The sequence below is a fragment of the Desulfofundulus sp. genome, assembly GCF_049701015.1.
Classification (GTDB): domain Bacteria; phylum Bacillota; class Desulfotomaculia; order Desulfotomaculales; family Desulfovirgulaceae; genus Desulfofundulus.
In genome coordinates this window covers 1-12,919 of the sequence record NZ_JBNATZ010000024.1, presented here as the reverse complement: position 1 = coordinate 12,919, position 12,919 = coordinate 1, and the positions used below count along the sequence as shown (strand labels likewise).

The following is a 12,919-nucleotide window of genomic DNA, read 5'->3' as shown; positions in this document are numbered from 1 at the left end:
AACCGCGCTTTAACCCGCGCCACCAGCTCCCGCGGGCTAAAAGGCTTGGTGACGTAGTCATCGGCCCCCATTTCCAGGCCCAGGACCTTATCCAGCTCTTCTCCCCGGGCACTGATCATGATCACGGGAATATGCCGGGTTTCCGCCTCCTGCTGCAAGGTACGGCAGACCGCCAGGCCATCCTGTCCCGGCAACATGACATCCAGAAGGATCAGGTCGGGCCGCTGAGAGCGCGCCATTTCGATGGCAGTATTCCCGTCAGTGGCGGTTATTACCTGGTAACCTTCCTTTTCCAGGTTAAAACGGAGCAACTCCACAATATGCTCTTCATCATCCACAACCAGGATCCTGGACACAATCCCCCTCCTTCCGCGACCGGCTAAATCAACATGATCAGGGCAGCCATCCTGCCAGTAAGGCCGCCACTCCCCCGGTAGGAGAAAAAAAGGTCCTGCCGGCAACAGGTACAGATACGCGATATAAAAATATTACCCGGCTCAAGGCCGGCTTCCATCAGAATGCGCCGGTTGGCCTCCCAGAGATCGAGCTGCCACCTGCCGGAGCGATTGGGAACAAGGATGTCCCGCCAGAATGAATAGCGATCTTTAAAGCGGTCAACGACAGGAGTATCCACTTCATAACAACAGGGGCCGATGGAGGGGCCGATACCCGCCAGACAATCCCCGGGGCGGCTGCCAAAGAACCGCCCCATGGCCTGTACTGTTTTACCCGCGATCCCCAGATAAGTCCCCTTCCAACCGGCATGGGCCAGCCCCACGACCCTGCGGACCGGGTCCAGAAGGAAAACCGGCACGCAATCAGCATAATAACTGGACAATGGCACCAGGCGCTCGCCGGTAATCAGGGCATCCGTTGCGGGCAGGGCATCCTGTGCCGCCCGGGCTCCGCGGCCGCGGTGAACTTTCCCTACCACCGCCACCCGGTCCCCGTGGACCTGTTCACCGGCCACCAGGTGTTCAGGAGCCATTTCCAGATCCCGGCAGACCCGCTCCCGGTTGGCCAGTACACGGTGCGGGTCATCACCCACATGAAAGGCCATATTTAAAGTGGCGTATGCTCCCGTGCTGACACCACCATGACGGGTGGTGAAACCATGACTGACAAGGCCGGTGTTCAGGAAGGCTTCCCAGAGCAGGTACTTGGCCGTCCCTTCTTCTCTCCACAGGTAGCCTGGCACGGAAATCAATCCCTCCAACAATTCGAGAAAATCCCCAATTACAACATAATTATAACCGTTACGCACTCTCTCAGGCAATCTAATTAACTGGCCTGCTTCTGAATGGATGCCAGCAGGGCATTCAGATGCTCCAGATGCTCCATAATTTTCTGGTAATGCCCCCTGGCCATTCCGCCAGCCAGCAGATCCTGAATACGGGCTGCCACCGCATTGTAAGCCCGGCGCAGTTCTTCCTCGCCAACCGGTGAAACCGGAGTGAGCTGCACTTCTTCCTCAAACACGGGCATATGCACAGGGAACCCGTAGCGCCGGGCAATTTCCTGTGCCAGAGCGTTCATGGTCAGAGGCTCCCCGTGTACCAGGAATACTCTGGCAGGCGGTTTCTGCAGGTGACCCAACCATTCCAGCAACCCTTCTCTATCCGCATGGGCCGAAAAACCATCTATACTCCTGATATCAGCCCGTACGGCCACTTCTTCCCCGTGTATGCGCACAAATTTCGCCCCGTCTTTTATCTTCCGGCCCTTGGTCCCGGGAGCTTGATAACCGACAAAAAGAACGGTGCATTCGGGACGCCATAAATTGTGGCGCAGGTGGTGTTTGATCCGGCCGGCCTCACACATGCCACTGGCCGCAATGATGATAGCCCCGCTCTTAATTTTGTTTAAGGCCATCGATTCTTCAGTAGTACGAACGAACTCAAGGGCATCCATGTTCAGGGGATTCTTGCCCCGGGCTATTAGCTCCTGCGTCTCCTGGTCAAAATAGGGGGTATACTTTTTGAAAACTTCCGTGGCCGCCACGGCCATCGGGCTGTCAATATAAATCTTCATGGGCGGGAAACGGTTGTTGGTGATCAGGAGATTGAGATCATAAAGTAAATCCTGGGTACGCTCAACGGCAAAGGCGGGAATAATCAAATTGCCACCCTTACGATATGTCTCCCAGACAATATCGTGGAGCAAATTTAAATGATCCTCCTGGCCCGAGTGCAGACGATCACCATAAGTGGATTCCATGAAAACATAATCAGCACACTCGACCGGCAAGGGATCTTTAAGGAAGGGCTGATTCTTTTTGCCCAGATCACCGGTAAAAAGAAGTTTGGTTTCCTGTTGCCCCTCCTTGACCGTCAGTTCCACCATAGCTGAACCAAGAATGTGTCCAGCCTCCAGAAAGCGTACGCTGATTTCGCTGGTAAGATTTACCGTCTGATCGTATTCCACGGGTTGGAAAAAACCCATGGCGCGGTGAGCGTCTTCAACGTTATAAATCGGCTCTATCAGGGGGCGGCCGGCCCGGGCTGCTTTACGGTTAAGCCTTTCGACTTCCATTTCCTGAATATGTCCGCTGTCCGGCAACATAACAGCACACAGGTCAATGGTCGCCGGGGTTGCCAGCACCTTGCCTCGAAAACCATGTTTGACCAGCTTGGGAATTAAACCGCTATGATCAATATGAGCATGAGTAAGCAAAACATAATCAACGGTAAAAGGTGACACGGGAAAAGGCTGATAGTTGCGCTCCCTCAGAGCACGGGGCCCCTGAAACATGCCACAATCCACCATCAACCGGCTGGACCCGGCTTCTAAAAGAAAGCAGGAACCCGTAACTGTTTGGGCAGCACCCAGAAAACGAATACGCATTTAACTCCCCCTAACTGTACAAATCAATTTTTGAGTTATTCCCTTTCAACATGGTCAATCCCTTCTGAACACAGTGAAAAAGGTCTTCCTTGACAGGTTCCGGGTAACGGCGTAAGCTAGAAATAGCCGGAAGTCCGGCTGCGAATGGGGAAAGGGGTGTTACGGAATGCCTATTTATGAATTTCGCTGCAACACCTGCGGACACCGCTTTGAAAAATTATGCTCGCTGGGAGAGAGTGGTGAACACCAGGTATGCCCGGCATGCCGGGCAACCGGCGCAAACCGGGTGATGAGCAGTTTTGCCTCCCCGGGCAACCGGGATGCCGGGAGTGGCAGCAGCGGTAGCAGCAGCTGCAGCGGGTGTGCCGGAAAAAGCTGCGCCACCTGCGGACATTAAAAGAGGGGGTTTTGAACCCCCTCTTTCGTTATACCGGACATGAACCCCACGAAGCAATGACCACCCGGCCGGAAGCCAGGGAAGCATGTACATCGATAATGCGCTGGTTGCTGGAACCGCGGAAGGGCAATGATGGATCCCTTTTCTCTTTAATATACGGGCCGTCAACAATATAATCGGAGAGCTCCAGCAAATCTCTTACCGCCCCATCCCATTTAGCGAGCTCAAGAAGCTCCTCCCAGGTATAACCCGTGTAAGTGATCACATCCCGGCCCAGGACACGAACCTCCCGGGCCAGACAGGCCAGGGCACCCGCCTGCACAAAGGGCTCACCCCCGGAAAAAGTCACCCCTTTTAAAAGGGGGTTTTTTTGAACCATATCCAGAACTTCTTCCACCTCAACCGGGGTACCTCCAGCCGGATCCCAGGTATGAGGATTATGGCAACCAGGACAACGATGAGGACAGCCCTGAGTGAAAACCACCAGCCGCAGGCCCGGCCCGTCCACCACGCTTTCCTTAATTATCCCGGCTACACGCAACTGCATTGAAAACCTCTCCCTGCCAAGTATCTAACTCAAGCTGTGAGGTAAACGGTCGTTCAATTCCGCAACCTTGCTGTCGTTGAAACGGTCCACGGTGGAAAGGTAACCGGTAATCCGCCGCACCCGCCGGATGAATGCAGAACCACAGCGGGGGCAAGTGTTTTCGTTGATCACGCCCATCAAGTTACAGCCAGTACAGAAGTCCACCGGGAAGTTAATGGCCGCATAACCCATGTCACTCGCTGCCATGTGGCGGATGAGGGTTTCCACTGCCTCGGGGTTATGTACCGGTGGTGAAGCCATTTCTACATAGCTGATGTGACCAGCATTGCAGTACTTATGATAGGGTCCCTCCAGCCTGATCTTCTCAAAGCTGCTGATGGGATAATAGACGGGGATGTGGAAGGAGTTGGTATAATATTCCCGGTCCGTCACCCCGGGGATAATGCCGAACTCCCGCCGGTCTATGTGTACAAACCGCCCGGAAAGCCCCTCGGCGGGTGTAGCCAGCAGAGTGTAGTTCAGGTCATATTCCTCACAGGCCTCATCGATCCGCCTGCGCATAAAGGCCACAATCTCCTGGCCGAGGGCCTGAGATTCTTCACTCTGGCCGTGATGTCGGCCGGTTAGAGCCACCAGGGTTTCAGCCAGACCGATAAAGCCCATAGCCAGGGTACCGTTGACAATGGCAGGCTCGATACAATCGTCCTCTTTCAATCCTTCCGACCCCAGGTAAATACCCTGACCCATGACAAAGGGCATGTCCTTGACCTTAAGCCTGGCCTGTACGCGGAAACGGTGGTAAAGCTGCCTGATTACCAGGTCCATAACCTCCGACAAAAGCGCATAAAACCGCTTAAGGTTTCGCTCAGCCTTTATACCCAGCCGGGGCAAGTTAATCGTGGTGAAGGACAGGTTCCCCCTGCCCGGCGTGACCTCCGGCCCTCGCCTGTTGGCCATCACCCGGCTGCGGCACCCCATATAGGCCACCTGATCCCCGTAAGGGCGGTTGAAAGAGGAGTCCATAAAGGCAAAGGAAGGATTTAAACGTTTACTGGCTACCCGAATGGCTAGCTGAAATAAATCATAATTAGGATCACCTTTTTCGAAGTTAACCCCCTTCTGGAGACGGAAAATAATATTGGGGAAAATAGGGTTCTCCCCACGCCCTAACCCGGCCTCATATGCCAAAAGCAGGTTACGCGTGACCTTTCGACCGGCCTCGGAAGTATCGGTGCCCAGATTGATACTGGAAAACGGCACCTGGCTTCCTGCCCGGGAGTGCATGGAGTTGAGGTTATACACCAGAGCTTCCATGGCCTGGAATGTTTCATTCTCATCGGCACCTTCCACAAAGGGAGCCATTTGACGGTCAAAGAAGGGAAAGGACTGACCGCCGAACATGTCGTTCTGTGAACTCTGCAGGATGATGGCCGCCAGAGCAGTAGCCGAGGTGGGCCGTTTCGGCGGCCGGATATACCCGTGACCGGTATTGAATCCTTCACTCAAGAGCCTGTCCAGGGGGAGCTGCAAACAGTTTAAAGTTTTGGCGTACCAATCAAGGTCGTGGATGTGAATGTCCCCCCTCATATGGGCGTTGGAAAAATCCTCGTCCAGAAGGCGGGTGAGGTAATATTTCTTACTGGCTGCGCTGGCAATCTGCAACATTTTGGCCGAGGGGGAGTTGCCCACATTTGCATTTTCCCGGTTGGTTTCCGCCAGGATCTCTTCCACCGCATCCATTAAGTCACCCTTCGCTTCACGGATGCGGGTCCGCTTGTCCCGGTAGAGGATGTAGGCCTTAGCCGTACGGGCATGGCCGGCTTCAATGAGAACCTTCTCCACCACGTCCTGAACATCTTCCACGCCGAAGACCTGTCCGTTGTACTTCTTTTTGAGCATCTTGAGAACCTCAATGGTGAGCTCCATAGCGGTCTGCCGGTCCTCGCCCCCTACCGCCCGGGCAGCTTTAAAGATGGCGTCGGTAATTTTGGTCTCATCGAAGGGCACTTCCCGCCCATCCCGTTTGCGGATAACCTTGAACAAATTCGCTACCTCCTATAACCGGGGTTTGTACAAAATCCTCCAGCCCCGGTTCAAATCTATCTTTAATAAAAGTCAACTAATACTTTTTTGACAGGCGCTGGATTTCCCGCAGAAATTCCTGCACATCCCTGAACTCCCGGTAAACCGAGGCAAAGCGTACATAAGCCACTTCGTCCAGAATGCGCAGCCGTTCCATGATCATCTCACCGATTTGCCGGCTGGAAACTTCGAGCTCCGCTGTGCTGCGCAGCATGCGTTCCACTTCGTCCACCAGGGCCTCCAGCGAAGACATGGATACAGGACGCTTTTGACAGGCCTTGACCAGCCCGGTCAGGAGTTTATTGCGATCAAAGACCTCCCTCCGTCCGTCCTTTTTCACCACCACCAGGGGGAGCTCATCCACCCGCTCGTAAGTAGTAAAACGCCGGGAGCACCCCGCACATTCCCTCCGGCGGCGAATGGAATACCCGTCCTCTGCCGAACGCGAGTCCAGTACCCGGCTTTCCGAAAAACCGCAAAAGGGACAGCGCACGCTGCGTCACCACTCTTTCCCAGCACGACCGGCCATAAAACACCACACGCTTTAGCATATCTAGTGCATCCGGCTCAAATATTATACTATATATAGAAAAAGTTGAAAAGGGTACCTCTGGCGAAATAACAAACGATTTCCTCTTTGTTTATCCGCCAGAGGTACCCTTTTCACTTTTTTTCCGCTCAATGCTTGTCCTATTTTTTTCAATCCAGGATGGAACTTCCCGGACAGAAAACGGTAATACCGGAAGTTGCTTAAAAATAACGCTCTTTGCCGCTACCCGGAAGACCGCCTTCAGGCCGCACTTCAGTAATGTCTCGAAGGTCGATTAAAATTACATCCAGACCAATTTTCTTAATCTTGTGCCAGGGGACAACAATCTCCTCTTCCCGGCCGAATAACCCTAAAAGGCGATTTCCCTGACCGGGTAAAATAATGGCACTGATACGTCCCTGTTCCAGGTCGATGTCAATATCCTTAATCGGCCCCATACGTCGCCCATCGGCAATATTAATCACTTCCCGCATGCGTAAATCCGATACCTTTACCATTGCCTGCACCCCCCTGACATATTATATGCTCCCGGAGTGACAGGCTGAACCGCAGGAGGTAAGGCGCGGACAGAGCATAAACTTACATCTCAACCCGTACTATGGTCTGGCCAATGGCGTTCCAACCAGCCTTGCGCGACGGCAAAGAAATCCAGGATACGGAAGCGAAATTCCACGGGTGCAGCGCCAGAAGAATCCGCCCTTAAAGCATGAACACCTTCTTTGCCACCCGTCCGGTTAGCGAAACCCAGAGTGGCTACGGCGGGAGGACCGGTCCACTTGAAAGCCGGTTCCGCTGAATCCGCCGCGGCACCAACTTTCCGTTCCTCCCCGCCCTCACCCGCTGTGGACAAAGGCTCCTGGGAATGCTTTATTCCAGAGCTGGAACGGGTCATGTCCTCCCGTTCAACGGTGGATGCCCCGGCCGCACTGTGGAAATCTACAAAACAGAGGGGTGGGAACAACACGCACCACCAGTTTGCTCCCGCGCCCCGGCCGATAACCACCCGGACCGCTTCGTACTCACCTGCGGGCAGAGTCAGGTCGTGCACTTTTCCGCAACCCGTATCAGCCACGTGATAAGTCCTGGTTGGAAAATGGTAATGACCAAGGGAAACAGTGACCGGATAATCTTTCCCCGCGTTGCGGATTACCTGCCTGGCCAGCTGCTCCATGTAATCCAGGTTAGACCGGGCAATATTTCTGGCTTCTTCAATATTACGGGCCTGCTGGAAGCGAGACCTCATGGCCTGGACAAGTACATCCCGTACCCGGTATTTTAGCGCCTGGTCGGCAGGCGAATCACTGTTTGCAATAACATGAAAACGGATAAGGTGATCGGGACGGTAAGGGTTGACCATGGAAGCCCTGTACCAGCCCCAGCCTGCCAGTATGGCCACTGCCAGCAGGCCTGTAACCCAAAAGCTAGGCCGCCTTGGCAACTGCATTTCTCATTCCCCCATCACTTAACTGCAAAATAACAGCTTTATTCCTAGTTTTACCCGTAATTCGACAGTTTAAACCTCAAGTAATGGGGGATCAAAAAGCAAAGCCCCGGTAACCCGTCCGGGAGCCAGAAGGGAAAACACCTGCCACTGGAAAGTATTAATGAGACACTTATTATAAGTATTTGCGCATATTATTTAAGGCAGCTTTCTCAAGTCGAGATACCTGCGCCTGGGATATACCAATCTCTTCCGCCACCTCCATCTGAGTTTTACCTTCGTAAAAACGAAGGGTGAGAATAAGTTTTTCGCGATCACTCAATCTCCTCAAGGCATCCCTTATGGCGATGCCTTCCAGCCAGTTCTGATCGTGGTTCTTTTCGTCCTTAATCTGATCCATGACAAAAATGGGATCTCCGCCGTCATGATAGATGGGTTCAAACAGGGAGATGGGTTCCTGGATGGCGTCCAGGGCAAAAACTATTTCTTCCCGGGGTAACTTCAGCTCACTGGCAATTTCATTTATAGACGGCTCACGGGAATACTTGTTGACCAGGTTATCTCTAACCTGCAAAGCTTTGTAGGCAACATCCCTTAAGGAGCGGCTTACGCGAATGGAATTGTTGTCCCTTAAATAACGCCGGATTTCACCTATAATCATGGGAACGGCATAGGTGGAGAACTTGACATTCTGGGAGAGGTCAAAATTATCAATAGCCTTCATTAATCCAATACAACCCACCTGAAAGAGGTCGTCCACATATTCACCGCGGTTGGTAAACCGCTGGATTACTGAAAGGACCAAGCGCAGGTTACCGTTAATCAACCGGGTTCGGGCTTCCTGGTCTCCGTTGTGCATTGCTTCGAACAACTGGCGCATCTGTGCCCCTGTTAACAGGGGGAGTTTCGAGGTGTTCACACCACTGATCTCTACCTTGTTCACCAGCATGGAAGACCGCCCACCTCTTTTCAAGATCTTATGCGTTTGGTCATAACCATTATTACCCCGGCCCTCTGGCTTTATACATGGATAGTACGTCCACTCGAACCGCCGGAGTTTATAAAAATCCTCCAGGCATTTCCTTTGAAGACCAAAAAAAACCCGGCGGAATGTGAGGTCGAAATCACTCTATTCCAGCCGGTGCATTTCTTTCTTCAAGCGCTTGATAATCCTTTTTTCCAGCCTCGAAATGTAGGACTGGGAAATACCAAGTAAATCGGCCACCTCCTTTTGAGTTTTTTCAACGCCGTTGTTCAACCCGAACCGCAGTTCCATAATTTTTCGTTCTCTGCCACTCAATTTGTTCAGGGCCATATATAAAAGTTTCTTATCTATCTCTTCCTCAATGTACTTATAAATAATATCATTTTCCGTACCAAGTACGTCGGAAAGTAACAGCTCATTGCCTTCCCAGTCAATATTCAGGGGCTCGTCAAAGGATACCTCAGCCCGGGTTTTATTGTTACGCCGCAGGTACATAAGGATTTCATTTTCAATACAGCGGGAAGCGTAAGTAGCCAGCTTGATTTTTTTGCCAGGGTCAAATGTGTTTACCGCCTTGATTAACCCGATCGTGCCTATGGAAACCAGATCCTCTATCCCCACGCCGGTATTTTCAAACTTGCGCGCTATGTAAACCACCAGACGAAGGTTACGTTCAATGAGAACAGTACGTACGGCGTCGTCCCCGGACTCCAGTTTGTTAATCAGAAAAGATTCCTCATCGTTGGAAAGGGGTGGCGGGAGTGTCTCGCTGCTGCCCACGTAATGGATTTCCCGCTGAGAGCCAAGCCAGGACGCCAGCCTAATAAGCAACAAGCGGCATTGCCATTTCAGTTGCACAATTTTCGGCAAAGACATAGTATATCCCACCCCACCTTGAAGTTGCTCCCGGTTCGTCAGGCCGCCCTGACCAGAGCCGGATGTACCAGTGCCTGGTAATTTCCCAGGGAATGTCTGTAAATACCTACAACCACCTTGTTAACTCCAATACTCCCACCCTCCTGGAGAACTTCCACCCGATCAGGACGAATGCCAATCAACATTCCCTGCTCCTGGCCTACGGAGCGAAAGGGAATCAGACAGAGGCGAGCCACCCAATCGGTTCCGGCCATCGCAGACAGCAGTGAAGGGGCTCCTCCATCTCCCGCCTCCTCAAAAATTTTTCTCAAGGACGGAGGCAAAATGGGCAATATGGCACCATACTCCACAACAATCACCGGGTAACCGGTAAGGGGGTCCCTTAAACCGTTACCCGTGTCCACCAAACCATTCACCTCTACCCTCCGACCTCCCACCTCCACTACCAGAGAAACACGGTGGGTCTGCTGGTGCAACCGTGATTGCAGCAACAGATTCAGTACACGCCCTCCCCCCACCAGGGTTAAAAGAGCAAGCAACAGACCGGACCAGAAATGGTGCTGGATAACACGCAACATTTGATATAGTGCGGCGGCTGAATTGCTGTTGGCATAGAGAAAATAAATAAAACCCAGCCACATGCCTCCCAGGGCAAAAGAAGAAAGGTAAAAAAAACCCAGGCAGGCAAGCAATCTTTTGAGGGGTAAAGGTGCAAAAGCAATAAATACCATAAAACACGAAATTAAGATTTTTAAAGGAAGACTGAATAACTGGTTGAAACCGGGTATAAAAAAGAATAAAGCGTATATACTGCCCAGGGTGCTTGATAATATCAGCCGCAGGAAACTCACCCTCACCTGTGATAGTCGACCGGCCGTCCACAACAAGATACAATTTAGCAGCATATTACCTGCCAGGACCTGATCCACATAGACAACATAGCCAGTCATCAAGCCCACTCCCACCTGGCCATGCACAGCCCTCTACCATTTTATGGCCTTCCCCAGACCTTTATGACAACCTTAAATCCAGGGATAAAAGAATAGTCCGGTTTTTATTATACAACACCGGACTGGTAATTTATGTCATTTCATGTTTTAGGGTCTTGTCTTTTTTCTCTTATTCTCCGGACCCCGTTCAGGATCTACCAGGCGCTGGGTACCCCTTAGGCGGTCCAGATCCTCCTTGCGATTTCCCTTCACTTCCACAGTTTTCTCTTGCTCGGGATGTTCCAACTCTCATCTCCTCCCTTTTTTTATTGTGCGCAAAAAGCAAAAAAGCCATGTCTTTAAGACTGGCTTTTGTCAAAAATACGTGTCCATATCCTTCTACTAGCTGCGTCGGCGCAAAAAGGCTGGGATGTCCAGGTCGTCGTGGCTTGTGAAGGGTTTAATTTCCAATTCATCTTTCACCCGTTCTTTTTTGACTACTTTTTGGTCAAAACCGGTAGCAATAACTGTTACCCGCACTTCATCTTCCATACGCTCATCGATAACAGCACCAAAAATAATGTTGGCTTCGGGGTCGGCAGCCTGGGAAATAATTTCCGCCGCCTCATTTACCTCAAAAAGGCCCAGGGAGGTACCGCCGGTGATATTTAAGAGCACACCCCTCGCCCCTTCAATGGAAGTCTCCAGCAAGGGGCTGGAAATAGCCATGCGAGCAGCCTCGGTCGCCCGATTTTCGCCACTGGCCACACCGATTCCCATGAGGGCAGAGCCGGTATCTTTCATAATTGTTTTTACATCGGCAAAATCCAGGTTGATTAAACCGGGAACGGCAATCAGGTCAGAGATACCCTGCACACCCTGGCGCAGAACATCATCAGCTATGCGAAAGGCCTCTACAATGGATGTATGCTTATCGATAACCTGCAGGAGGCGGTCGTTAGGAATGGTGATAAGAGTATCCACCTTGCCCTTCAGGTTTTGGATGCCCATCTCTGCCTGATTCATCCTCTTTCTTCCCTCAAAGGTGAAAGGTTTGGTTACCACCCCTACAGTCAACGCCCCAAGCTCCTTGGCCACCTCAGCTACCACTGGTGCAGCCCCGGTACCGGTACCGCCCCCCATCCCGGCTGTCACAAAAACCATATCTGCACCCTTTAAAGCCTGGATGATATCATCGCGGCTTTCTTCAGCGGCTTTCTGCCCAATTTCCGGATTAGCACCGGCACCGAGCCCTTTGGTCAACTTGGCGCCAATCTGAATTTTGTTGCTGGTTTGGGCCAGCTGGAGGGCCTGGGCATCGGTGTTAACAGCGATAAATTCCACCCCCCGCAAACCGGCCATGATCATCCGGTTAACGGCATTGTTCCCTGCCCCTCCCACTCCGATAACCTTAATATTGGCAAACTGGTTGTTCTCGAGCTCAAAGTCAAGCATGATTATCCCCCTCTATGGTTTCTTGAGCCAAAGGCTTAACCGTCAATGCCGCCCCCATGGAGGTAATTCCGGCGTAAATGGGCAAAAATTTGTCTCATCCCCCGTGGCCCGAACCGGAACTCTCCGGCTGCTACCGCCAGCCTCTGGTTTTCCCGCCTGGATACCCATGTTACTGCATGCCTGGCCAGAAAACGGGCTGCCTGACTTTCTGGCTCCGCCGAAGCTAAGCGGACGGGTAGTTGTAAAACCCGGGAAGCCAGGTCTGCTAATCCTTTGAGACAGGAACCGCTACCTGTAAACACTACCCCCCCGGGCAATTCATTCCCCGGAGCGATCCTGGCAATGCTTTGCTTAATGAGATCCAGAATCTCCAGTACCCTGGATTCGATAATCTGCCTGATGACAGCCAGGCTGACTCGACGGGAAGCCAGGCCACCCATGCTGGGCAACTCTACAGAAAACCCTTCCTGCGGAAGGAGACCGATGTCGCGTTTCACCTTTTCGGCCGCTTCCAGGGAAGTCCTCACTCCAATGGCCAGGTCGCTGGTAATATGCTCACCGCCTACTGGAAGAACAGTCATATCTACAAGCGTCCCACGCTTAAAGACTGTAATCGCCGTAGTCCCACCGCCCAAATCTACGAGAGCCGTACCCAGTTCCTTCTCGACAGTGCTCAAAACCCCCTGTGCCACGACCAGCGAGTTGATTAAAACCTCGGATACCTGGTATCCTGCTTTTTCGACGGTTTTTATGAACTGAGTGACCATCTGACTATCTACGGTTACCAACCTTGCTTGCATTGATAGTCTGGAG

The 12,919-nt window shown here is 52.2% G+C and carries 14 protein-coding genes; 1 reads left to right on the top strand and 13 read right to left on the bottom strand.

Annotated elements, in window-relative coordinates; translation table 11 throughout:
* The 3 genes from ACPLUI_RS02850 to ACPLUI_RS02840 all read right to left on the bottom strand — a co-directional run.
* On the bottom strand, positions 1-356 hold a 356-nt coding region (locus tag ACPLUI_RS02850), incomplete at its 3' end, for a response regulator (protein ID WP_424658763.1).
* 23 nt (positions 357-379) lie between these two features.
* Positions 380-1,198, bottom strand: coding sequence for a peptidoglycan editing factor PgeF (pgeF, locus tag ACPLUI_RS02845; protein ID WP_424658769.1), 819 nt, complete (start codon positions 1,196-1,198; stop codon positions 380-382).
* 83 nt (positions 1,199-1,281) lie between these two features.
* Positions 1,282-2,844, bottom strand: coding sequence for an MBL fold metallo-hydrolase RNA specificity domain-containing protein (locus tag ACPLUI_RS02840; protein ID WP_424658762.1), 1,563 nt, complete (start codon positions 2,842-2,844; stop codon positions 1,282-1,284).
* Between the two features lie 166 nt (positions 2,845-3,010).
* Here ACPLUI_RS02840 and ACPLUI_RS02835 point away from each other — a divergent pair, with 166 nt between their 5' ends.
* Positions 3,011-3,241, top strand: a complete 231-nt coding sequence (locus tag ACPLUI_RS02835) for an FmdB family zinc ribbon protein (RefSeq protein WP_424658761.1) — start codon at positions 3,011-3,013, stop codon at positions 3,239-3,241.
* Positions 3,242-3,269: 28 nt separating this feature from the next.
* On the opposite strand, the gene nrdG is transcribed toward ACPLUI_RS02835, so the two are convergent.
* The 10 genes from nrdG to ACPLUI_RS02785 form a co-directional block, all read right to left on the bottom strand.
* Entirely contained in the window at positions 3,270-3,788 is a 519-nt protein-coding gene (gene nrdG, locus ACPLUI_RS02830) for an anaerobic ribonucleoside-triphosphate reductase activating protein (RefSeq protein WP_424658760.1), read from the bottom strand.
* Between the two features lie 24 nt (positions 3,789-3,812).
* On the bottom strand, positions 3,813-5,831 hold the full coding sequence (nrdD, locus tag ACPLUI_RS02825; protein ID WP_424658759.1) for an anaerobic ribonucleoside-triphosphate reductase: 2,019 nt from the start codon (positions 5,829-5,831) through the stop codon (positions 3,813-3,815).
* Between the two features lie 76 nt (positions 5,832-5,907).
* On the bottom strand, positions 5,908-6,363 hold the full coding sequence (nrdR, locus tag ACPLUI_RS02820; protein ID WP_424658758.1) for a transcriptional regulator NrdR: 456 nt from the start codon (positions 6,361-6,363) through the stop codon (positions 5,908-5,910).
* A gap of 257 nt (positions 6,364-6,620) precedes the next feature.
* Positions 6,621-6,917, bottom strand: a complete 297-nt coding sequence (locus tag ACPLUI_RS02815; RefSeq protein ID WP_424658757.1) for a YlmC/YmxH family sporulation protein — start codon at positions 6,915-6,917, stop codon at positions 6,621-6,623.
* An 89-nt stretch (positions 6,918-7,006) separates the two neighbouring features.
* Positions 7,007-7,864: a stage II sporulation protein R gene (spoIIR, locus tag ACPLUI_RS02810; protein ID WP_424658756.1), complete on the bottom strand. Its 858-nt coding sequence runs from the start codon at positions 7,862-7,864 to the stop codon at positions 7,007-7,009.
* Positions 7,865-8,036: 172 nt separating this feature from the next.
* Positions 8,037-8,810 carry an RNA polymerase sporulation sigma factor SigG gene (gene sigG / locus ACPLUI_RS02805; protein ID WP_424658755.1) on the bottom strand — a complete coding sequence of 258 codons (774 nt, stop codon included), beginning with the start codon at positions 8,808-8,810 and terminating at the stop codon, positions 8,037-8,039.
* A gap of 180 nt (positions 8,811-8,990) precedes the next feature.
* Positions 8,991-9,722 carry an RNA polymerase sporulation sigma factor SigE gene (sigE, locus tag ACPLUI_RS02800; RefSeq protein WP_424658754.1) on the bottom strand — a complete coding sequence of 244 codons (732 nt, stop codon included), beginning with the start codon at positions 9,720-9,722 and terminating at the stop codon, positions 8,991-8,993.
* Positions 9,723-9,760: 38 nt separating this feature from the next.
* The gene (gene spoIIGA / locus ACPLUI_RS02795) at positions 9,761-10,672 is read right to left on the bottom strand and encodes a sigma-E processing peptidase SpoIIGA (RefSeq protein ID WP_424658753.1); all 912 of its coding nucleotides are present in this window, start codon (positions 10,670-10,672) and stop codon (positions 9,761-9,763) included.
* 381 nt (positions 10,673-11,053) lie between these two features.
* Positions 11,054-12,106, bottom strand: a complete 1,053-nt coding sequence (gene ftsZ / locus ACPLUI_RS02790; RefSeq protein ID WP_424658752.1) for a cell division protein FtsZ — start codon at positions 12,104-12,106, stop codon at positions 11,054-11,056.
* Between the two features lie 35 nt (positions 12,107-12,141).
* Positions 12,142-12,919 (bottom strand): cell division FtsA domain-containing protein (locus tag ACPLUI_RS02785; RefSeq protein ID WP_424658751.1); only part of this gene is annotated, 778 nt, incomplete at its 5' end.

Coding starts and splice junctions, on each gene's coding strand:
- ftsZ (WP_424658752.1), bottom strand. CDS start 12,106: ATGCTTGACTTTGAGCTCGAGAACAACCAGTTTGCCAATATTAAGGTT.
- ACPLUI_RS02835 (WP_424658761.1), top strand. CDS start 3,011: ATGCCTATTTATGAATTTCGCTGCAACACCTGCGGACACCGCTTTGAA.
- ACPLUI_RS02815 (WP_424658757.1), bottom strand. CDS start 6,917: ATGGTAAAGGTATCGGATTTACGCATGCGGGAAGTGATTAATATTGCC.
- spoIIR (WP_424658756.1), bottom strand. CDS start 7,864: ATGCAGTTGCCAAGGCGGCCTAGCTTTTGGGTTACAGGCCTGCTGGCA.
- spoIIGA (WP_424658753.1), bottom strand. CDS start 10,672: ATGACTGGCTATGTTGTCTATGTGGATCAGGTCCTGGCAGGTAATATG.
- nrdG (WP_424658760.1), bottom strand. CDS start 3,788: ATGCAGTTGCGTGTAGCCGGGATAATTAAGGAAAGCGTGGTGGACGGG.
- ACPLUI_RS02840 (WP_424658762.1), bottom strand. CDS start 2,844: ATGCGTATTCGTTTTCTGGGTGCTGCCCAAACAGTTACGGGTTCCTGC.
- sigG (WP_424658755.1), bottom strand. CDS start 8,810: ATGCTGGTGAACAAGGTAGAGATCAGTGGTGTGAACACCTCGAAACTC.
- sigE (WP_424658754.1), bottom strand. CDS start 9,722: ATGTCTTTGCCGAAAATTGTGCAACTGAAATGGCAATGCCGCTTGTTG.